This is a genomic window from Streptomyces sp. NPDC096324 (assembly GCF_044763015.1).
Lineage (GTDB): Bacteria > Actinomycetota > Actinomycetes > Streptomycetales > Streptomycetaceae > Streptomyces.
In genome coordinates, this window is sequence record NZ_JBIWFK010000004.1 from 607,500 (window position 1) to 628,741 (window position 21,242).

19 protein-coding genes are annotated in these 21,242 nt (G+C 70.3%); 15 read left to right on the forward strand and 4 right to left on the reverse strand.

Annotated elements, in window-relative coordinates; translation table 11 throughout:
• Positions 1–26 precede the first annotated feature (26 nt).
• From ACIQ7M_RS13420 to ACIQ7M_RS13440, 5 genes are read left to right on the forward strand one after another with little or no spacing between them, the layout of a single operon-like run.
• Positions 27–290, forward strand: a complete 264-nt coding sequence (locus ACIQ7M_RS13420) for a DUF6284 family protein (protein WP_403643208.1) — start codon at positions 27–29, stop codon at positions 288–290.
• The gene (locus tag ACIQ7M_RS13425) at positions 287–1,417 is read left to right on the forward strand and encodes a conjugal transfer protein (RefSeq protein ID WP_403643211.1); all 1,131 of its coding nucleotides are present in this window, start codon (positions 287–289) and stop codon (positions 1,415–1,417) included. The genes ACIQ7M_RS13420 and ACIQ7M_RS13425 overlap by 4 nt, the downstream gene beginning before the upstream one ends.
• Positions 1,414–2,031, forward strand: a complete 618-nt coding sequence (locus ACIQ7M_RS13430; protein WP_403643214.1) for a GGDEF domain-containing protein — start codon at positions 1,414–1,416, stop codon at positions 2,029–2,031. Before ACIQ7M_RS13425 ends, ACIQ7M_RS13430 begins: the two co-directional genes overlap by 4 nt.
• Positions 2,028–2,399: an RRQRL motif-containing zinc-binding protein gene (locus ACIQ7M_RS13435; protein WP_403643217.1), complete on the forward strand. Its 372-nt coding sequence runs from the start codon at positions 2,028–2,030 to the stop codon at positions 2,397–2,399. The genes ACIQ7M_RS13430 and ACIQ7M_RS13435 overlap by 4 nt, the downstream gene beginning before the upstream one ends.
• On the forward strand, positions 2,369–2,737 hold the full coding sequence (locus ACIQ7M_RS13440) for a DUF6251 family protein (RefSeq protein WP_403643220.1): 369 nt from the start codon (positions 2,369–2,371) through the stop codon (positions 2,735–2,737). Before ACIQ7M_RS13435 ends, ACIQ7M_RS13440 begins: the two co-directional genes overlap by 31 nt.
• Before the next feature lie 24 nt (positions 2,738–2,761).
• On the opposite strand, the gene ACIQ7M_RS13445 is transcribed toward ACIQ7M_RS13440, so the two are convergent.
• A complete protein-coding gene (locus ACIQ7M_RS13445; RefSeq protein WP_403643223.1) occupies positions 2,762–3,124 on the reverse strand; it encodes a hypothetical protein in 363 nt (120 codons plus the stop codon).
• A 406-nt stretch (positions 3,125–3,530) separates the two neighbouring features.
• Here ACIQ7M_RS13445 and ACIQ7M_RS13450 point away from each other — a divergent pair, with 406 nt between their 5' ends.
• The 5 genes from ACIQ7M_RS13450 (at position 3,531) to ACIQ7M_RS13470 (ending at position 9,934) form a co-directional block, all read left to right on the forward strand.
• Positions 3,531–5,429, forward strand: a complete 1,899-nt coding sequence (locus ACIQ7M_RS13450; protein WP_403643226.1) for an FtsK/SpoIIIE domain-containing protein — start codon at positions 3,531–3,533, stop codon at positions 5,427–5,429.
• A 100-nt stretch (positions 5,430–5,529) separates the two neighbouring features.
• Positions 5,530–6,408, forward strand: a complete 879-nt coding sequence (locus ACIQ7M_RS13455) for a bifunctional DNA primase/polymerase (RefSeq protein ID WP_403643229.1) — start codon at positions 5,530–5,532, stop codon at positions 6,406–6,408.
• On the forward strand, positions 6,401–7,876 hold the full coding sequence (locus tag ACIQ7M_RS13460) for an ATP-binding protein (RefSeq protein ID WP_403643232.1): 1,476 nt from the start codon (positions 6,401–6,403) through the stop codon (positions 7,874–7,876). The genes ACIQ7M_RS13455 and ACIQ7M_RS13460 overlap by 8 nt, the downstream gene beginning before the upstream one ends.
• A 457-nt stretch (positions 7,877–8,333) precedes the next feature.
• Positions 8,334–8,579: a helix-turn-helix domain-containing protein gene (locus ACIQ7M_RS13465; protein WP_403643235.1), complete on the forward strand. Its 246-nt coding sequence runs from the start codon at positions 8,334–8,336 to the stop codon at positions 8,577–8,579.
• Between the two features lie 86 nt (positions 8,580–8,665).
• The gene (locus ACIQ7M_RS13470; protein WP_403643238.1) at positions 8,666–9,934 is read left to right on the forward strand and encodes a tyrosine-type recombinase/integrase; all 1,269 of its coding nucleotides are present in this window, start codon (positions 8,666–8,668) and stop codon (positions 9,932–9,934) included.
• A gap of 75 nt (positions 9,935–10,009) precedes the next feature.
• On the opposite strand, the gene glnA is transcribed toward ACIQ7M_RS13470, so the two are convergent.
• The gene (gene glnA / locus ACIQ7M_RS13475; RefSeq protein WP_385042113.1) at positions 10,010–11,371 is read right to left on the reverse strand and encodes a type I glutamate--ammonia ligase; all 1,362 of its coding nucleotides are present in this window, start codon (positions 11,369–11,371) and stop codon (positions 10,010–10,012) included.
• A gap of 325 nt (positions 11,372–11,696) precedes the next feature.
• On the opposite strand from glnA, the gene ACIQ7M_RS13480 reads away from it, so the two are divergent.
• Positions 11,697–12,899 carry a globin domain-containing protein gene (locus tag ACIQ7M_RS13480; protein ID WP_403643242.1) on the forward strand — a complete coding sequence of 401 codons (1,203 nt, stop codon included), beginning with the start codon at positions 11,697–11,699 and terminating at the stop codon, positions 12,897–12,899.
• A 36-nt stretch (positions 12,900–12,935) separates the two neighbouring features.
• Here ACIQ7M_RS13480 and ACIQ7M_RS13485 read toward each other — a convergent pair whose 3' ends face one another.
• The gene (locus ACIQ7M_RS13485; protein ID WP_355768887.1) at positions 12,936–13,370 is read right to left on the reverse strand and encodes an Rrf2 family transcriptional regulator; all 435 of its coding nucleotides are present in this window, start codon (positions 13,368–13,370) and stop codon (positions 12,936–12,938) included.
• A gap of 311 nt (positions 13,371–13,681) precedes the next feature.
• Between ACIQ7M_RS13485 and ACIQ7M_RS13490 the strand changes: the two genes are divergently transcribed.
• The 4 genes from ACIQ7M_RS13490 (at position 13,682) to ACIQ7M_RS13505 (ending at position 19,580) form a co-directional block, all read left to right on the forward strand.
• Entirely contained in the window at positions 13,682–14,353 is a 672-nt protein-coding gene (locus ACIQ7M_RS13490; protein ID WP_403643247.1) for a DUF3105 domain-containing protein, read from the forward strand.
• Positions 14,350–14,985 (forward strand): DUF305 domain-containing protein, encoded by a 636-nt coding sequence (locus tag ACIQ7M_RS13495; RefSeq protein WP_355768893.1) that lies wholly within the window; start codon positions 14,350–14,352, stop codon positions 14,983–14,985. The genes ACIQ7M_RS13490 and ACIQ7M_RS13495 overlap by 4 nt, the downstream gene beginning before the upstream one ends.
• Positions 14,986–15,448: 463 nt before the next feature.
• Positions 15,449–17,389: a protease pro-enzyme activation domain-containing protein gene (locus tag ACIQ7M_RS13500; protein WP_403643251.1), complete on the forward strand. Its 1,941-nt coding sequence runs from the start codon at positions 15,449–15,451 to the stop codon at positions 17,387–17,389.
• A gap of 133 nt (positions 17,390–17,522) precedes the next feature.
• On the forward strand, positions 17,523–19,580 hold the full coding sequence (locus tag ACIQ7M_RS13505) for an NAD(+) synthase (RefSeq protein WP_403643543.1): 2,058 nt from the start codon (positions 17,523–17,525) through the stop codon (positions 19,578–19,580).
• A 260-nt stretch (positions 19,581–19,840) separates the two neighbouring features.
• Here the strand turns inward: ACIQ7M_RS13505 and ACIQ7M_RS13510 are convergent, their stop codons facing one another.
• The gene (locus ACIQ7M_RS13510) at positions 19,841–21,061 is read right to left on the reverse strand and encodes an MFS transporter (RefSeq protein WP_403643254.1); all 1,221 of its coding nucleotides are present in this window, start codon (positions 21,059–21,061) and stop codon (positions 19,841–19,843) included.
• Positions 21,062–21,242: the final 181 nt, after the last annotated feature.

A 21,242-nucleotide genomic window follows, 5' to 3' on the forward strand; every position in this document is an offset into this window, starting at 1 on the left:
CCACCGACTAGGGAGAACACGACCCAATGAACCCCATCGTCACTGTTCAGGAAGCCGTTACCGCGTTCGCCGACTGGAACGAGCCGACGGATGCGGAGCTGGACGCGATCGAGTTGGAACTGCCGCTGATCCTGGCGGACGTCGACCTGATCGACGCGCAGATCATCGCCATGGACCACACCCCGAACGAGGTCGACACCCGCCGCGTACGGCGGGCTCTCGCTCGGGTTCTCGCCGAGTACCGCGTCCTCGCCAACCGCACCACCGACGCGGTGGGCGGTGCGGCATGAGCAGTGCTGTCTCCCGCCGGCCGTTGAGCCGGGCGCAAAAGGTCGTGCTGACGGCCGCGTTCGTCCCGATGGTCGCCACCGGTGTGGCGGGTGGTGCGGGGACGTTCAGCAACATCAGTGCCGCCTACGGGCGGGGGACCGCGCTCGGTGCGGTCGCCGCCGGTGAGGGCGCCACGGCCGTGCTCGCTCTGGTCCTGCTCGGCCTGACGATGCTGGGACAGTCCTCGCCCCACACGATCCGCCTCGGACTGTGGGCCCTGCCGGCCGCCGCGTCAGTGATGGCCGCAACCGCAGGCTCGGATGCCGGTCACACCGTCATCTACGCCGTGACCCCGATGGGCATGTGCGTCTCCGCAGAAGGCGCCGCGTTCCTGGCGCGCCGCATCGTCGTCCACACCAGCGGCCACGACGCGGAAGCCGAACGCCGATCGGCGGCCGTGGTCCGGTCCCTCGCCTACCACCGGGCCCGCGCCGCCAACCACCCCAGCAAGGGCGCCCGCAAGCGCTCCGACCGCACGTCGTGGCGACTCGCCCGACAGATCGGGACCGGAGACGCCGCGCTCGGATCGAGGCTGCTGGACGTCCAGCGCGAACGCGTCACGACCGGCGCGGACGCTGCACTCGCCGCGATGTTCACCCCTACCGCACTCGATCCCACCCCGATCAAAAATGCTGAGAATTCAGCCGAAAATGGTCGAGAACGGTCTACCTCTGACCTGTCTGTATCGACCGCGCCCACGATCGTGCTGACACGGTTTGACGTGCCCGATCCGGCGCCGGTCGACCTCGGCAAGTCGGGCACCGGCGCAAAGCCGTTGCCTGCTGTTGCCCCGGCCGTGAAGCCGGTCCCGATCGAGTCGGCGCCCGCCCGACCGGTCCCGGCAAAATCGACCCGGCCGCCCCGCGCGACCGGGCGGGTACCGGACGCAGCGAAGACGCCCCGCACCCGGCGCACCTTCGAGCAACTGATGACCGAGGCCCGCAAGGCGACCGCCGCTTTGACCGATCAGGAGGTAACTGGGGAGGGCATCCGCCGGACCCTGCACACCTCCCCGGCGAACGCGCGCAAGCTGCGGGACGCCCTGCTCGCCGAACGCGCCACCCCCACCGCGGCGGTGGCTTCGTGAACGCCCTTCCCGCGCTCTTAACGGCCGCGCCGCCCGTCCTCGGATGGGTGGCGCACGCCCGATGGCTGCACGGCAGGCTGAACACGGCCCGCCGCGACCCGCTCACCGGGTTGTGGACACGGGACGCGTTCACCCGCCGGGCCCGCCGCCTGCTGCGCAACCCGCGTGCGGTCGTTGTGCTGGCGGACGTCGACCACTTCAAGCAGATCAACGACACTCACGGCCACGCCGCAGGTGACGCCCTGCTCGCTGCGGTCGCCGCACGCCTCGCCCACGGCGCTGGCCCCGGCGGGGTCGTGGGACGGCTCGGGGGCGACGAATTCGCCGCCGTGCTCATCGACCGCGACGGCACCGCCGCCGACCGGTTCCACACCCTCGCCCGCATCCTCGCCCGGCCCGTCGACACCGCGCCCGACGTCCACACCAGCGTGTCTCTGGGCTGGGTGCGGGCCGCCGACCACCCCGGCGACGAACTGTCCGCGCTGCTGCGGCGCGCGGATGAGGCGATGTACGCGGCGAAACGCTCAAGCCGGGGCGGCCCCCGCCGGGCCCGGCTCGGCAAGATCCTCGGATCGGTCGCAGGACGCCGCGCCGGCCGCCGCGGGGCGGCATGAGCACCCTGCCCGTCTACTGGTGGCACCTCGCCCCCGACGGCTACGCCACCCGCCGCCAACTCCGCGCCGCCGGGCTGCGGCCCGGTGGTCAGGACGTGGCCGCGACGCTCGAACGCCCGCGCCGCCGACGGGGCCCGCTGGTCGCCCACCTCTACCGCGTCGACCGCGCCAAGCCGGTCCGGCCGATGACCCCGGCCCGGTGGGCGGCTCTGGCGAAAGCCAACACGGCCCGCCGCATCTGCCCCGAGTGCCGCCGCGATGCGGGATACGTCATCCCCACCTCGCTCGGCATGTGCCCCACCTGCGCTTTCCCCGACAACGCCCCGGAGGGTGCGTCATGGAACACCTCCCCGCACACCGCCCGTTGACCGTCGTCCAGCTCCCCGACGGCCAGCACGTCTACGCCGACCCCACCGCGCTCCCGGTTCAACAGATGACCGGCCCGCAGGTCGTCCACATCCACCAGGCACCTCCGGACCGCACCGTTCAGCGCGTGGCGCTCGGTTCCGGGGTCGGTGCCGGGGCGGTCGCGGCCGGCGTCTACTTCGGCCCACTGCTCGTCGCCGCCCTGACCGCCATCGCCGCGAACCTCGCGCTGCTCGCCTTCCTCGCCGCCGTTCTGGTCTGGGGGGTGGTCACCATCGTCCGCTCGGTCGGCGGCACCGACGGAAAGGCCGCCGCCAAACGCCTGCGCCGCGAACGCTGAGGTCCAGTGGCGCCGAATACGGCGTCAACGGCGCTTGCGGATCTCCTCGTATCGCCGCTGAACGTCCGGCCTGAACCAGTCGGGCACTTGAGCGGTGGTCCGCAAGTGCTGGCGCTCTTCCGCAGACAGCTTCTGTGCAGAGGCGTCCACAGCGATCGAGTAGTGGGTCATTCTCTCCGACCGCCGCCCGCGTCGCTCAACTCCGCTGATCTCGGCACCCTCGACATTGCGGGTAATGAGCGCACCGAACCATCCGAGGAAGCCCCGCTTGCTGCTCCGCTTGCTGAGTTCGTCGCGAAGGACGAGCCAGCACAGGCGCTCGTCGGTCACATTCGGGATCACATCTGGCGTAATCACGTCATACCTCTCTCCGGGGGTGGTGGGCACCTGGTCACAGAAGACAGGAGCATACGGCGAGCCTCGGTAGGCGGCTTGGCGATTAGCCATCGCGGCAGCACCCACCCTGGCCGCACGGGCGGAATCCCTGGGCGACCCGCAGGGCCCCGGACCCCCCTCGCGTGTGGGTCCAGACCCCCGGGCCGTGAACGGCAGTTCAGGGCCCCACGAGGGGGTTGCAAAGCCCTATTTTCCGGCGCTCTACGCGCGCGTGCGCGTAGGGCCCCCACCCCTCCCCACCGCTCAACTCTGCAACTTCGCAGGTCAGAAGTGGTTGCAGGGGGTCAACCGGTCCTGTCGACGCAACCGACAGCCGCGCCCCCCCTGCAACCAGGCGGGCCGGTGACGCCACGCAACGGCGCACCGGCCCTCATCCACGGTCTTGGAGGACCCTTTCGTGGACTGGAAACAAGCATGGTCGACCACCGTCAACACCACCAACGGCGCGTTGGACGCGCTCTCGCCGGTGTGCGCGCCGTTCGCGGCCCGCTGGGACCGTGAGGCGGAGCGCCGGACGTTACTGCGGAGCCCGGAGAACCTGAAAGCGCTCATGGCGGCGCAGCGCGAGCACAACTCCGCCCGCTCCACGGCCGCGATGGCGCGCAATCAGCGCAGCGCGGCACGCAAGGCGTCCACCAACCCGTTCTCCGCGAACCGTCGGGCCGCGCGCACGGCTGACAAGGCCGCCCGGCAGCATCACAGTCAGGCGCGGTCGGTGATGAAGGTGGCGCGGAAGAACTACCCGGCAACTCTCACCGCTCGCGCGGTGCAGATGCACGCCGCGCACGCGGTGCCGGGTGGCCTGGCGTCGTGGCTGATGACGGAGGCCACGCACGCGCTCACCGTGTGGCCGGCGTCCGTGTCCGCCGGGCTGATCGGACTGAACATCGCCGGTCTGTGGCTGGGGCGTCGTCAGCCGTCGGTGCGCCTCGATGACGGGATGAGCGCGGAGGAACGGCGCCTGGCGGCCCGGCTCGATCCGTCGTTTTGGGTTCAGCACGCGGACGCCCGCGGCTTGTCCGGCACCGTGCCGACCCCGGCCAAGCTCACCCCGGCCGGACTCGTCTCGCACGTCCGGTTGGACGGCCGGTGGACGCCGAAGACGTTCCGCGCGAAGGCGGACGAGATCAGGGCCTTGCTTGGGGCGCGGACCGACCTGCGCATGGAGATCACTTCCGGCAGCCACGGGGACCGCGCCACGATCACGCTGCGGACCCGCAGCGCGGCCGACGGCATCGACCTGACCGGCTGGCAGCCCGGGGCACCGTGGGGCGTCGACACGATCACCGGTGAGTCGGTGTTCGTGCCACTCGGGCGACGGATGCTGATCGCGGGCACCTCCGGATCGGGCAAGTCCTGGTCGGCGCGGGCCCTGCTCGCGGAAGGCTCTGAAGCTCCGGATCACCGCCTGGTCGTCATCGACCCCAAGCGGGTGGAGGCCATGAACTGGCAACATCGCGCCCGCACCGCCATCACGCTGGATGAGGTGCTGGAGGTGACCGATGAACTGGTCGCGGAGATGCACGAGCGTTTGGCGCTCATCCCGCGCGGCCAGGATGTGATCGCCATCAGTGCCGAGCGGCCCCGGATCACAGTCTTCGTGGACGAGGGCGCGGAGGTCATCTCCATGGCCGCAACATCCCGCGCACGGCCCACCAAGGAAGACCCGGGTGACCCGGAATGGGGCCGGATCATGGAGAACCTGCGCACCTTGGCCCGCATGGCCCGCGCCGCCGAAATCATCCTGATCTGGGCGACGCAGAAGCCGACCATGGACCGCAACGGCGGCATCGACCCGCAGATCAGCGCGCAGATCACCTACCGGGCCGCGCTCGCACTGTCCACCTCCGGTGAGTCCCGCGTGGTCTTCGGCGAGGACGCCACGGAAAAGGGATGGCACGCACACGAACTGCCCATGCCCGGCGTGGCAATGCTCCGCTTCGGGCCCAAGGCCAAACCCCACCCGATCACCACACGCGCGTTCTCCCCGGCCGATGTGATCGCCCTGCCCGACCGGCCCAATTGGAAGCGCGGATCGTCCCAGCCTGCCGCGAGCCCGCTGCGTCTGGTCAAGGAGTCGGCCACCCCGGACGGCCCGGTGTCCGCGAGCGCGGAAACCAACCGTGATCGGGTCCTGCGGGCCGTGCACGAGGGTGCCCGCACCCTGCGGGATGTCACCGACGCCACCGGCATCAACAAGGGCACCGTCTCCCGCGAAATCAAAGTTCTCACCGCCTCCGGAGACGTCCGCAAGAACGACGACGGCATGCTCCTGCCCGGCCAGGAAGCGGCCTGAGCACTCCCGCCTGACCGAACGACAACGGCGGCCCCCTTCCGCCAAGAACCGGGGCCGCCGCCAATCCAGCACGTCCATTAGCGAACTGGAGTCACCCAGCATGACCCAACCCACCACCATCCCGCGAGAGCACACCTCACGGGAACACCTGCGAACCGCCCTCCGCCTCGCGGCCGACGGCATCCCGGTCCTGCCGTTACGAGCGGGGAAAGTGCCGTTCGGCAACTGCCGCCGCTGCACCGACAACGCATGCGGCGGCCGGCCGAACATGAAGACTTCCGGGCCGTGCACCTGCCCCGGCCCGTGCCACGCATGGGCCGCCGCAACCACGGACCCAGACGTGATCCAGTCCGGCGTCTGGCAGCACGCATGGCTGCGGGCGAGCGCGGTCGCCTATCACCCGGGCGGAGCCTGGCTGACGGTCGTGGACCTGGACGACATCGACGCCGTGAGGTGGGCACGCACGACCCTGCCTCCCACGAAGACCGTGTCCACCACCCGTGGCGAGCACTGGATCTACCGGGGGCCGATGCAGTCCGCCAACGGCGTCCGGCCCGGCGTGGACATCAAGTCCACCATGGCCTACGCCCGTTGGATCGGCCCCGGAACCGGCACCATCACAGCCCTGCCGAACGCCGTGCGGACGCTGATCGTGAAGGAACCTGCCCCGGTCCGGTTGGCAGCCGCCACGGTGCCCGCACTGGTCGGGGATGGAGCCTGCCCACACCGCACGCCCGCCTATCTGGATCGCGGCATCGCCATGGCGGAACAGCGCATCACCGAGGCCCGGGAAGCAGTGCACGCCACCGTCTACCGGACCTTCCTCGCCGTGCTGTCGACACACGGCCGGTGCGGCTGTCTCACCGAGGCGCACACCGCGCGGCTGTTCACCGCGGCGCAGGCCAAGGGCGAATCGGCCCGGCACTGCACGGACGCGTGGACCAACGCCCTGACCACGTTGGGACTGACCCATGTCTGAGGACGACAAGACTCCCGCCCGCGAGGTCATCGCGGACTACGCGCAGGAGCACTTCCGCTACTTCCGCACCGCCGACGGGACCGTTTACGCGCAGAAGAAGGGCCACCCCGTGGCCCGGCCCATCCGCTCCCAGGGCACCACGGGCAGCCATCGACAGGAACTCATGGTCGGCCTGTATAGGGATGGACGCGGCGCGTTCAACGGGTCCGCGCTTAAGGAGGCTTTGGACTTGATCGAAGCGCTCGCTCTCACCGAGGACGTCCAACCGGTCCACATCCGCGTAGCTCCCGGATTCGACGGCGCGACGTGGCTGGACCTGGGACGCGATGACGGACAGTCCGTCCGCATCCACCCCACCGGCTGGGACATCCTCACCCCCGACCCGCGCGAAGTCTGCTGGCGGCGCACGCAGCTCACCGGGGAACTCCCGCTGCCGGTCAAAGACACCGACGGCAAGGGCATCGACCTGCTCATGCGGTTGTGTAACTTCGCCACGGCGGAGACCGAGTGCCTGGCCATCGTGTGGCTCATCGGCTGTCTCGGTCCGTCCGTGCCGGTGCCCGCGCCGTTCCTCACCGGCCCGCAGGGCGCGGGCAAGTCGACCGGGGGGCGGATGCTCACCCGGATCATCGAGGGCATGAGCGGGGACCTGCGCCGGGCACCGAAGGATGAGGAAAGCCTGATCGCAGCAGTCGCGGCGGGATGGGTCACCGCACTGGACAACCTCTCCCACGTGACGCCGGACCTGTCCGACGCGATGTGCTGCATCGTGACCGGGGCCGAGAGCGTCAAGCGGGCCCTGTTCACCGACGGGGACGTCTTCCGCGTCGGCTACCGCCGGCCCCTGCTCCTGACCGGCATCGACGTCGGCGTCATCCGCCCCGACCTCGCCGACCGGCTCCTGCCCCTGCGGTTGGAGCGGCCCAAGGTTCGGCGCACTGAGGCCAACCTGTGGGCGGACTACGCGGAGGTCCTGCCCGTGGTCCTCGGCTCCCTCCTGGACCTGACAGTCAAGGTCCGCGCCATGGAAGCGGAAACCCCCACCGACCTGCGCATGGCGGACTTCGCCCACCTGTGCGCGCAGTTCGACGCGGCAACCGGCCTCGGGGCCCTCCCCGCGTACCGGGCGAGTCTCGATGATCTGAACGACGACGTGATCGAAGGGGATCTCCTCGCGCAGACCGTCCTCCTGCATGCTGAGTCCATCGAGCCCGGGGCGGCGCAGCGAATGACGTCCACTGAGTGGCTTGCCTGCCTCAGCCGCCTCTACAGCGGCGACGAGTGCCGTCCGTTGCCCAAGGGGTGGCCGACTACCGGAAAGGTCCTCTCAGACCGCCTCAAGCGCCTCCAACCGACGCTCGCCGCCCGGCGCGTCGTGGTCGACGCGGGCCGCACCAAAGCGGGCCGCTACCTCGAAATGACCCGCACACTTCCCCCGGCCCCGCGCGAGCAGACCCGGGCGTTCTGACCCGCGAGCCGCGCTCAAGCGAACATCAAGAGGAGCACCAGCCGCGGGGCGTGCTCCTTTTGCTGTTCGGCGGAACGCCGCCCAAAGGTCGCGCCGCGCAGCGGCTCCTTCTTCGCTCTGTAGGGCGCACCCAACTACTACAGACAGCTCCTTCTTTGTCTTAGGTAGGAAGACACTGCGTCACCCGCGTCATGCAGCCCTGAAAACGGCCGCTGACCTGCGCCAACAGCGGTGACGCAGACGGCTCGCTCTGCGTCATTCCGCGTCACCTGCGTCACCCGGTGACGCAGGTGACGACACACCGGTGACGCAGCACCGATCCGCCAAAGTCACCCAAAACCGCAGTTCAGACCACCAAATGACGCGGATGGCGCGGGTGACGCAGAAACCCGAACCTCGGACACACACAGAGTCCGAGGCCCCCCAAGCCAACGTGACTCAACCTCCGAGGACCCCCATGAGCCGAACCCGTTCCGCTCAACCCGACCCCCGCGCCACCCTCCGCGGCGGCTTACCCGACCGGTACCTCACCCCCGACGACATCGCCGAGATCTTCGAGGTACCCAAAGAGACCGTCTACCAGTGGCGCAAGAAGCGCACCGGCCCGCCCGGATTCCGCATCGGCAAGCACCTCCGCTACGACCCCGCCGACGTCCGCGCCTACGTCACCGAATGCAAAACCGTCGACCCGGCCGCCGCCTAACGCAGTCACAACCGCGCAGCTCAGCACCCCAAGGGAGGGCCACGATGTGGCCCTCCCTTCCCACGGTCCGAAGGGAAATCCCTCGCATGGCAGGCCACATCCAAGACCGCTGGTTCAAGACCGAGAGCAACGCCGCTGGCCGGACCATCCGCGTGAAGAGCGAGCGCCACGGGTCTGGCCTCCGTTACCGCGCCCGCTACATCGGACCCGACGGCACCGAGAAGTCCAAGAGCTTCCCCGACGGGCAGAAGCGTCTCGCCGAGAAGTGGCTTACGAAAATCGAATCGGACATGGACAGCGGCCGGTACATCGATCCGAACGCCGGCCGGATCACCTTCCGGCAGTACGCCGAGAGGTGGCTTACCGCTCAGACAACGGATATGACCACGCGCGAGTCCGTGGACGTGCAGCTCCGCCGCCACGCCATTCCCTACATGGGTTCGCGGCCCCTCGGCTCCTTCAAGCCCGAGCACATCCGCGATTGGCTCAGCGAGCTGGAGCGCGCCGTACCCGCGTCCTCGTACCGCCGTGTCATCTACGCGAGCGTGTCGGCCGTATTCACCGCGGCCGTGGAGGACGACCACTTGCACCGCAATCCGTGCAAGGCCAGCACGGTACGCGCCCCGGCGCCCAATCAGCGCCGGGTCACGCCGTGGACGGCGGAGCGTACGTTCGCCGTGCGTGCCGCACTACCCTGCCAATACCAGGCGGCGGTCGATCTCGGAGCTGGCTGTGGTCTGCGGCAAGGGGAAATCTTCGGGCTTCCCGCGGACGAGATCCGCTTCGACACCGGCTGGCTGCACATCGGCTATCAGGTCAAGGTCGCCGGTGGAAAGCTCGTCTTCGCCCCGCCCAAGCGGGGCAAGGAGCGGGACGTGCCGCTGCCGAACCGGGTCGCTCACAGCCTCAAGGCCCACATGGACGCGCAGCCGCCATCGGAGGTCACCCTGCCGTGGCTGCGCCCGGACGGTGCCCCTGTCACGAAGCGTCTGCTGTTCCTCCGCACGGACGGGAACGGCGCGGTCCGGCGCACAGACTTCAATGTCCGCTATTGGAAGCCCGCGCTCGTCGCGGCCGGCGTCATCCCCGCCCCCGAACCGGGTGAGCGCTTCCAGGCAGCGCGCGAACACGGCATGCACGCGCTGAGGCACTTCTACGCGTCGGTGCTCCTGGACGCCGGCGAGAACGTCAAGGCGCTGAGTACCTACCTGGGTCACACGGACCCCGGCTTCACCCTCAGGGTCTACACCCACCTGCTGCCGAGCAGCGAAGGCCGGGCCCGGCGGGCCGTGGACAGCCTGTACGACGGCAGCGCTTCCGGGGCGGACGGCCCACAGACGGCCCAGAGGTGGTGAGGACAGCCGCGGGGCCCACGGTCGATGACCGTGGGCCCCGCGTGCTGGACAGGAGAAACCGTCCCTGACCTGCCCCTACAGCACCGGCAGGTTCTTCCGCAGCTCGAAGGCGGTGACCTCGCTGCGGTACTCCTCCCACTCCGCCTTCTTGTTGCGCAGGAAGAAGTCGAAGACGTGCTCGCCGAGGGTCTCGGCGACGAGTTCGCTGCGTTGCATCAGGGCCAGGGCCTCGCCGAGGTTCTGCGGGAGGGGCTCGATGCCCATCGCGCGGCGCTCGCCGTCGGAGAGGGCCCAGACGTCGTCGTCGGCGCCCGGCGGGAGTTCGTACCCCTCCTCGATGCCCTTCAGGCCCGCGGCCAGGAGCAGCGCGTAGGCGAGGTACGGGTTCGCGCCCGAGTCGATCGAGCGGACCTCGACCCGCGCCGAGCCGGTCTTGCCGGGCTTGTACATCGGTACGCGGACGAGGGCGGAGCGGTTGTTGTGGCCCCAGCAGATGTACGAGGGGGCCTCGCCGCCGGCTCCCGCGGTGCGCTCCGAGCCGCCCCAGATGCGCTTGTAGGAGTTGACCCACTGGTTGGTGACGGCGGCGATCTCCGCGGAGTGCCTGAGCAGACCCGCGATGAAGGAGCGGCCGACCTTGGAGAGCTGGTACTCGGCGCCGGACTCGTAGAACGCGTTGCGGTCGCCCTCGAAGAGGGAGAGGTGGGTGTGCATACCGCTGCCCGGGTACTCCGAGAACGGCTTCGGCATGAAGGTGGCCTGGACACCCTGCTCCAGCGCGACCTGCTTCATGATCAGCCGGAAGGTCATGATGTTGTCGGCCGTGGAGAGCGCGTCGGCGTAGCGCAGGTCGATCTCCTGCTGGCCGGGGGCGCCCTCGTGGTGGCTGAACTCGACCGAGATGCCCATGGACTCCAGCATCGTGATGGCCTGGCGCCGGAAGTCCTGGCCGACGTTCTGCGGGGTGTGGTCGAAGTAGCCGGAGTTGTCGGCCGGGGTGGGCCGCGAGCCGTCCAGCGGGCGGTCCTTCAGCAGGAAGAACTCGATCTCGGGGTGGGTGTAGAAGGTGAAACCCAGGTCCGAGGTCTTGGCGAGGGCGCGCTTGAGGACGTAGCGCGGGTCCGCGAAGGACGGGGAGCCGTCCGGCATGAGGATGTCGCAGAACATGCGGGCGGTGCCGGGGGCCTCGGCGCGCCAGGGCAGCACCTGGAAGGTGGACGGGTCGGGCTTGGCGATCATGTCCGACTCGTACACGCGGGCGAAGCCCTCGATGGCCGAGCCGTCGAAGCCGATGCCCTCGTCGAAGGCCTGTTCCAGCTCGGCCGGGGCCACGGCCACCGACTTCAGGAAGCCGAGTACGTCCGTGAACCACAGACGTACGAACCGGATGTCACGCTCCTCCAGCGTCCGGAGCACGAACTCCTGCTGCTTGTCCATCTTCCGCTTCCCCATCCTTGCTGGTCAGGCTGCCTGCTCCCACGCCTCGAAGACGATCGGCGCACCTGAGCATCCCACCACAACACCATTTCATGCGCGTTGCGGACCATGATCGGCCGGGCGACCTCGGCCTGAACGCCTCGCGTACGGCAGGTGTCCTGCTCTGCCGCACATACTGCCTGCTCACACCCCCACCCGTAAGGCCCGGCCGGTACTCACCCGTCACCCGAGCCTTAATTTGCATCTCAGATGCAAGTTTTATTAGTGTGCGATCCATGCGGAGCGGCGCAACCCACCGCTCCCGCCCCGGCTTTGAGGAGTCCTGATGCTGTCCGAACAATCCGCCATCACCGTGCGCGCGACCCTCCCCGTCGTCGGCGCCGCCATCGGCGAGATCACCGAGCGCTTCTACGCCGGGCTGTTCACCGCCCACCCCGAGCTGCTCCGGAACCTGTTCAACCGCGGCAACCAGGCCGCGGGCACCCAGCGTCAGGCCCTGGCCGGATCCATAGCCGCCTTCGCCACCCATCTGGTCGAGCACCCCGACGAGCGGCCCGACGCGATGCTGAGCCGCATCGCCCACAAGCACGCCTCCCTGGGTGTCGCGCCCGAGCAGTACAAGGTCGTGCACGAGCACCTCTTCGCCGCCATCGTCGAGGTTCTCGGCGACGCCGTCACCGCCGAGGTCGCCGCCGCCTGGGACGAGGTCTACTGGCTCATGGCGAACGCCCTCGTCGCCATCGAGAGGCGCCTGTACGACGAGAACGCGGACGACGGCACCCCGCGCCCCTGGGTGGTCACCGAGCGCGTCGAGGAGACCGCCGACGTCGCCACCTTCCGGATCCGCCCGGCCGACGGCGCGGCCCTGCCGGACTTCCGCGCGGGCCAGTACGTCTCCGTCGGCGTCGAACTCCCGGACGGCGCCCGCCAGATCCGCCAGTACAGCCTCTCCGGCGCGCCCGGCTCACCGGTGCGCCGGATCAGCGTCAAGCGGGTGCGCGCCGACGAGAACGGCGCGCCGAGCCCCGAGGGCGAGGTCTCCGGCCATCTGCACGCCCAGGTCCGCGTGGGCAGCGTCCTTCAGGTCTCCGCGCCGTACGGCGACCTGGTGCTCGACGACACGGACGCGCCCCTGCTCCTCGCCTCGGCGGGCATCGGCGTCACCCCGATGATCGCCATGCTGGAGCAGCTCGCGATCTCCGGCCACAAGGCCCCCGTCACCGTCGTGCACGCCGACCGCTCCCCCGCCGAGCACGCGCTGCGCGCCGACCACGAGGCGTTCGCGGGCAAGCTCGCCGACGCGGAGACGCACTTCTGGTACGAGCGGCCCGAGCCGGGCCACCCCGCCGAGCGGACCGGTCTGGTCGACCTCTCCGGAGTGACCGTGCGACCGGGCACGCACGCCTACCTGTGCGGTCCGCTGCCCTTCATGCGGGCGGTACGGACCCAGCTCCTCGGCAAGGGCGTGCCCGCGTCCGACATCCACTACGAGGTGTTCGGCCCGGACCTCTGGCTCGCCCGGGGCTAGGACCTGGCCCGCGGCGGCCGGGAGCCGGCCCGTCCGCTACGGCCTTCGGGTGAGGGCCAGCAGCACCGGCCCCGTCGGCTCGGCGACGACGTCGGCGATCGTGAGCGGGTCCAGCGAGGCGTAGAAGGCCTCCTGGGCCCGCCGCAGGGCGCCCCGCAGCCGGCACGCCGAGACGAGCGGGCAGGGCGTGTCGCCCTCGCACTCGACGACGTCGCCGTCCCCCTCGAAGGTGCGCACGATCGCGCCGACGGACTCCCCGCGCCCCTTCTCCGTGAGCGTGAGACCGCCTCCCCTGCCGCGCCGGGCGTCGAGCAGTCCGAGGTGCTGGAGTTCGGCGACCACCTTGGCGGCGTGCGTGTAGGGGACCCGCATGTCGTCCGCGACCTCGCGCGTGGTGGGCGTCGAGCCGTCGGCGACGGCCAGTCGCATCAGGACGCGAAGGGCCAGGTCGGTGGAGCGCAGCAACCGCATACCCGCCAGAGTAGGTAATGCGCATCTCCGGTTCAAATTTTCTTCCCGGGCACGTCCTGCCCGGCTTCCCCACCGACCGACCCGGCCCCGGCTTCCCCACCGACCGACCCGGCCCCGGCTTCCCCACCGACCGACCCGGCCCCGGCTTCCCCACCGACCGACCCGGCCCGATACCGGCCCCGCCTCCCCGCCCTCGTCTTCGGCCAATCCCGTGCACTCCCCGGGCCAATCCCGTGCCCTCCTTGCCGGTGCCCCTCGGTGCCCCATTACGATCGGCGCACTCGACCGTCCCATCCTCATAAGGACTCACCATGGGTTCCGCCAAGAACACCAGCACCGGATCGCGCCAGGCCCGCATCGAGGAGCTGCGCCGCGCCGAGCGCGCCCGCGAGCGGCGCAACCGGTTCCTCGTGATCGCGGCGAGCACGGTCGTCGTCGCCGGCCTCGTCGCCGGCACTGTCGTGCTCGTCCGGTCGCAGTCGGACGACGGCAAGAAGGACACCGCGAGCGACGCGAAGCAGGCGTCCGGGCACTTCGTCACGGGCGCGGACGGGGTGAAGACCTGGAAGGGCACCCTGTCGCGCAACCACGTCACCAAGACCGTGTCGTACCCGATGGAGCCGCCGGTCGGCGGTGACCACAACCAGGTCTGGATGAACTGCAACGGCGACGTCTACACCAAGGCCGTGAACCCGATGAACGCCGTGCACTCCCTGGAGCACGGCGCGGTGTGGGTGACGTACAACAGCAAGGCGTCCGAGGCCGATGTGAAGGCGCTCGCGGCCAAGGTCGGGAAGACCCCGTACACGCTGATGAGCCCGGTCGACGACCAGAAGGACCCGATCATGCTGAGCGCCTGGGGCAAGCAGCGCTCGGTGACCGGCGCGAAGGACAAGAACGTCGACGCGTTCCTCTCCGAGTTCGTACAGGGCAAGCAGACGCCCGAGCCGGGCGCCGCGTGCACCAACGGCCTGTCCCGGTGAGGCACGTCGGGTGGATCGCGGGGGCCGCGGCGACCGTTCTCGTCGCGGCCGGGGCGATCACGTACGCGGTCGCCGACGGCGGCGACAGCGGCGACGGCTCCGGGACGCGGGCGCCCGCCGCGGACTCCGCGGACGCGGGCTTCGCCCGGGACATGGCGGTCCACCATCAGCAGGCCGTCGAGATGTCCTACATCGTGCGGGACCGCACCAAGGACACGGAGGTACGGCGCCTCGCGTACGACATCGCGCAGACGCAGGCCAACCAGCGGGGCATGCTGCTCGGCTGGCTCGACCTGTGGGAGCTGCCGAAGGTGTCCTCGGACGCGCCGATGACCTGGATGGGCATGGGTGACATGGCGTCCGGCAAGGACGGCTCGCTGATGCCGGGCATGGCCACGAACACCGAGATGAAGCGGCTCGGCACGCTCGACGGGAAGCAGGCCGAGGTCTTCTACCTCCAGCTCATGACCGACCACCACAAGGGCGGTATCCACATGGCCGAGGGCTGTGTCGCCAAGTGCGCGGTCGGCGTGGAGAAGCGGCTCGCGCAGGGCATGGTCGACGCCCAGCAGTCGGAGATCAAGCTGATGGCCGACATGCTGAAGGCCCGGGGCGCGAAGGCCCGCGACTAGGGCCTGCCTGCCGGGCGAGGGTGCGGGACAGCACGGGAGTACGGAACGGGTCCGGGGCGATGCCCGGGACCCGTTCCGCTTCCGATTCCGGACCGGTTCCGTTTCTGTTCCCCGACCCGTTCCGGGACTCGTTCCGCTTCTCTTCCCGACTCCGTCGCCGCCACCGTTCCCGTGGCGCGGGACTCGATCCGCTTACAGAACTCGGCTGCCTCTTTACAGAGTTCGGATCACGACAGAGGGAAAACCCTCGAATCCGAGCGAGGGTGTACATCAAACCACCCCAAATGATCGCCAATTGCCGCCACTTGGTCTTTCCTTGGGTTGTTCATTCCCCTGGCATGAACGGTTCACCGTAAGAGTGGCCCCCATCTGTGATCCATTCCTCACGCTCCGACAGGACGTGGGGCTTTCGCGTGGATCACCGCAACCACTACATGCGACGAATCGCATCGCAGGGGGTTCTATGAGATCCAACCGCGCCACCGCGCGCGCCGGAGTGAGCCTGGCGGCGACCCTGCCCCTGCTCGCCGGCGCGCTGGCGCTCGGCATACCCGCGGCGTCCGCCGCGGACGGCCCGAGCCGAGTCACGCTCGCGGGCACCAAGCCCGCGTGGGCCACGGCCCACGCGGACAAGGGAGCGGCTTCCGACGGCTCCCAGGTCTCGGCCCGGGTGTACTTCGCCGGACGGGACGCCAAGGGCCTGGCGGCGTACGCCAGGGCCGTGTCCGACCCGCACTCGGCTTCGTACGGGAAGTACCTCAGCGCCAAGAAGGCGCAGACGCGTTTCGGTGCCACCAAGGCCCAGGTCACCGCGGTGACCACCTGGCTGAAGTCGGCGGGCCTGAAGGTCACCGGAACGTCGCAGCACTACGTCTCCGTCACCGGTGACGTGGCCGCCGCCGAGAAGGCGTTCGGCACCCAGCTCCACAACTACACCAAGGGCAAGAAGGTCTACCGGGCGCCGTCGAAGACGGCTTCCGCGCCCGCCGCCCTGAACGGCGCCGTCCTGACCGTCACCGGCCTGGACAACGCTCCGCACAAGGCGCAGCACGCCGATCAACTGCCGCCTCCGGACGCGGTGTTCAAGAACTCCGGGCCGTTCTCCTCGTACTACGGCTCGAAGACCGCGAGCACCCTGCCCTCCGCTTACGGATCGAAGATCCCCTACGCGGTCCAGGGCTACAACGGCAAGCAGCTCCGCGCGGCGTACGGGGCGGGCAAGCGCACCGGCAAGAACGTGCGCGTCGCCATCACCGACGCGTACGCCTCGCCGACCATCGCCTTCGACGCGGCCACCTACGCCGGCAAGCACGGTGACGCGAAGTACTCCAGCGGTCAGCTCCGTCAGGTGCTGCCCAAGACGTACACGAAGACCGAGGAGTGCGGAGCGGCGGGCTGGTACGGCGAGGAGACCCTCGACGTCGAGGCCGTGCACGCCGTCGCGCCGGGCGCGAGCATCACGTACGTGGGTGCCGCCTCCTGCTACGACGACGATCTGCTCGACTCGCTCAACAAGATCGTCGACGGGCACCTGGCCGACATCGTCTCCAACTCGTGGGGCGACATCGAGGCCAACCAGACCCCGGACCTGGCCGCGGCCTACGACCAGACGTTCCAGTTCGGCGCGGTCGAGGGCATCGGCTTCTACTTCTCCTCCGGTGACAACGGCGACGAGGTCGCCAACACCGGTACGAAGCAGGTCGACACCCCGGCCAACTCGGCGTGGGTGACGGCGGTCGGCGGTACCTCGCTGGCGGTCGGCAAGGGTGACAAGTACCTGTTCGAGACCGGCTGGGGCACCGAGAAGGCCACGCTGTCCGAGGACGGCAAGAGCTGGACCGGGTTCCCGGGCGCGTTCACCTCGGGTGCGGGCGGCGGTACCAGCAAGACCGTGGCGCAGCCCTACTACCAGAAGGGCGTCGTCCCGAACGCGCTGGCCAAGGCCAACAACGCGGCGGGCAACCGGGTCGTCCCGGACATCGCGGCGATCGCCGACCCCAACACCGGTTTCAAGGTCGGCCAGACGCAGACCTTCCCGGACGGGACCGAGCAGTACAGCGAGTACCGCATCGGCGGCACCTCGCTGGCCGCTCCGGTGATCGCGGCGGTCCAGGCGCTCGCCCAGGAGGCGCGCGGCGGCAAGGCGATCGGTTTCGCCAACCCGTCGATCTACGCCAAGGCCGGTTCGAAGGCGTACCACGACGTGACCGACACGCCCGGCGGCAAGCAGTACGCCGTGGCCCGTGTCGACTTCGTCAACGGCTTCGACGCGGCCGACGGTGTGGCCACCTCGGTCCGCAGCCTCGGCCAGGACAGCTCGCTGAAGGCCGTGAAGGGCTACGACGACGTCACCGGTGTGGGCTCGCCCGCCCCGGGCTACGTCGAGTCGTTCAGCCGTCGCTGACCGGCGTTCACCGACGACGCGCCCGTCTCTCCCTGGGAGAGGCGGGCGCGTCGCTCGTTGGCGGGGGCCGCCCCGCACACCCCGCACCCCCCATCGCGTCGCTCTGACGATTACACTGGGCCGCGTGCCTCCTCTGAACTTCCGGTCCCTTTACCAGCACGGCTTCGCGCGCGTCGCCGCCTGCACGGGTCACACCGTCATCGCGGACCCGCACGCCAACGCCGACGCCGTCCTGCACCAGGCGCGCGCGTGCGCCGACGAGGGCGTCGCCGTCGCCGTCTTCCCCGAGATGGGCCTGTGCGGCTACTCGATCGAGGACCTGCTGCTCCAGGACGCGCTGCTCGACCAGGTCGAGGATGCGCTCCGGGCGGTGGTGACGGGGTCGGCGCAGCTCCTGCCCGTCCTGGTCGTCGGCGCCCCGCTGCGCCACCGCAACCGGGTCTACAACTGCGCGGTGGTCGTGCATCGCGGCCGGGTCCTCGGTGTCGTGCCCAAGTCGTACCCGCCGAACTACCGGGAGTTCTACGAGCGCCGCCAGATCGCCGCGGGCGACGACGAGCGCGGCGGCACGATCCGGGTCGGCGGCGAGTCCGTGCCGTTCGGGGTGGACCTGCTGTTCGCCGCCGAGGACGTACCGGGTCTGGTGCTGCACGCGGAGATCTGCGAGGACATGTGGGTGCCGGTGCCGCCGAGCGCCGAGGCGGCCCTGGCGGGCGCCACCGTCCTCGCCAACCTCTCCGGCAGCCCGATCACCGTCGGCCGGGCCGAGGACCGCAAGCTGATGTGCCGTTCGGCGTCCTCACGCTGCATCGCCGCGTACGTCTACGCGGCGGCCGGACTGGGCGAGTCGACCACCGACCTGTCCTGGGACGGCCAGACCATGATCTACGAGAACGGGGCGCTGCTGGCCGAGTCCGACCGCTTCCCGCTCGACGACCAGTTCGCCGTGGCGGACGTCGATCTCGACCTGCTGCGGCAGGAGCGGAGCCGGACCGGCAGTTTCGACGACAACCGGCGCACCCACACCGCCCGCACCGCCGATTTCCGGACCCTGTCGTTCCGGCTCGACCCGCCGTCCGGCGATCTGGGCCTGCGGCGCCGCATCGAGCGCTTCCCGTTCGTGCCGGCGGACCCCGACCGGCTGGCCCAGGACTGTTACGAGGCCTACAACATCCAGGTCGCGGGGCTCCAGCAGCGGCTCGCGGCGATCGGCGGCCCGAAGGTGGTCATCGGGGTGTCCGGCGGGCTCGACTCCACGCACGCGCTGATCGTCGCGGCCCGAGCGATGGACCGGGCGGGCCGGCCGCGCAGCGACATCCTCGCCTTCACCCTGCCCGGCTTCGCCACCAGCGACCACACCAAGGGCAACGCGCACGAGCTGATGCGTTCCCTCGGTGTCACCGCGGCCGAGCTGGACATCACGCCGACCGCCCGGCTGATGCTCCAGGAGATGGACCACCCCTTCGCCTCCGGTGAGCCCGTGTACGACGTCACCTTCGAGAACGTGCAGGCCGGGCTGCGCACCGACTACCTCTTCCGGCTCGCGAACCAGCGCAATGGCATCGTGCTCGGCACCGGCGACCTCTCGGAACTGGCGCTCGGCTGGTCCACGTACGGCGTCGGCGACCAGATGAGCCACTACAACGTCAACTCGGGTGTCCCGAAGACGCTGATCCAGCATCTGATCCGCTGGGTCATCGGCAGCCACCAGTTCGGCGCGGACACCGACCGGACGCTCGCCGCGATCCTCGACACGGAGATCAGCCCCGAGCTGGTGCCGGGCGAGGAGATGCAGTCCACCGAGTCGAAGATCGGCCCGTACGCCCTGCACGACTTCACCCTCTTCTACGTGCTGCGCTACGGCTTCCGGCCGTCGAAGATCGCCTTCCTCGCGTGGCACGCGTGGCACGACCCGGACACGGGTGCCTGGCCTCCCGGCTTCCCCGTGGCCGAGCGCGGCGCGTACGACCTGCCCGAGATCCGGCGCTGGCTGGAGGTGTTCTGCCGCCGCTTCTTCGGGTTCGCGCAGTTCAAGCGCTCGGCCATGCCCAACGGGCCGAAGGTCTCGGCCGGCGGTTCGCTCTCGCCGCGCGGCGACTGGCGTGCGCCGTCCGACAGTTCGGCCCGCACCTGGCTCCGCGACCTGTCCCGCTTCGACCTCCCGGAGACAGAAGACCTGCCGAAGGCCTAGGAGTTCAGGGGGGCTTGGGGCTTCACGAGGGCTTAGGCCTTCCAGGGGCCGGGACTTCAGGAACCCGGGAATTCCCGGAACCCGAAGACCTCCCGGAGGTCCGGGACTTCACGCAGGCCCGGGGGTTCACCGGGGCCCGAACACCCGCCGGAGGCCCGGGACTTCACGGAGCCCGAAGACCCGCCGGAGGCCCGGGGCTTCCCTGAGGGGCGGATCCCTTCGGGAGCCCGGAGCCTCCCCGAGACGCCGGGACCGAGGCGTCAGCGGCTCAGGGCCTCCTGACGGTCGGGCACGTGCGTGGCGATCACTCGCGCGGGCCCGGCCGGGCGCTTGGCGCGGCGCCGGTCGACCGCGTACGCCGCGCCCGCCACCCCGATCCCCAGGACCGCGAGCCCCGCTCCGGCGGTCGCCGGTGCCGTCACGCCGAAGCCCGCCGCCAGGGCGAGCCCGCCGATCCACGCGCCGCCGGCGTTGGCGAGGTTGAAGGCGGCCTGGTTGGCGGAGGACGCGAGGGAGGGCGCGGCGGCGGCCTTCTCCATCACCATGAGCTGGAGGGGCGAGCCGGTGACGAAGGCGGCCGTGCCCAGCAGTACCACCGCCAGGGCGGCGCTCCACTCGGTCCGCATCAGCAGCGGGAAGGCGGCCAGCACGGCCACCAGCGAGGCGAGGCCGCCGAAGAGGGTGCGGCGCATCGCGTGGTCCGCGAGCCGCCCGCCGAGCAGGTTGCCGGCCGTGGCGCCGACCCCGAACAGTGCCAGCAGCAGCGTGACACTGCCCTCGGCGAACCCGGCGGCGTCGGTGAGCATGGGCGTGATGTAGCTGTACGCGGAGAACAGGGCCGCGAAGCCGGCGACCGTCGTGCCGAGGGCGAGCCAGACGGGCAGCGGGCGCAGGGCGGCGAGTTCGCCGCGCAGACCGCCGCCGGGGGTGTGGCCGGGAGTCCGCGGGATCAGCAGGTACAGCGAGGCGATGGCGGCCAGGCCGATCGCGCTCACTCCGAGGAAGGTGGCCCGCCAGCCCAGGTGCTGCCCGACGAGGGTGGCGGCCGGGACTCCGGCGATGTTCGCGACGGTCAGGCCGAGGAACATCAGCGAGACGGAGCGGGCCTTGCGCTCGGGTGTGACGAGGCCGGTGGCGACGACGGCGCCGACGCCGAAGAAGGCGCCGTGCGGCAGACCGCTGAGGAAGCGGGCGGCGAGCAGCCAGTTCTCGTCGGGGGCGAGCGCGGAGAGCGCGTTGCCGGCGACGAAGAGGCCCATCAGGGCGATCAGGACCGTGCGGCGGGGCATCCGGGCGGTGGCCGCGGCGAGCAGCGGGGCACCGACGACGACGCCGAGCGCGTAGGCGGAGACCAGGTGTCCGGCGGCGGGGATGGATATGCGCAGGTCGCCCGCGACGTCGGGCAGCAGGCCCATCATGGCGAACTCGGTGGTGCCGATGCCGAAGGCGCCCACGGCGAGGGCGAGCAGGGCCAGAGGCATGAGGTGCCTTTCCAAGGAGCTGGGGCGAGCGGGACTCCGTACGGGCGCGGCGGTCTGCGGGAGGTCGCGCGGGTACAGGCGCGTCCGCGCACGGCGATGTGCGCGGGACGCGGTCGGTGGAACACCGGCTATTAAGTTTAGCCGGTGAACAAAGTCTCCCGTGCCCAGTGTTCCAGGAGGT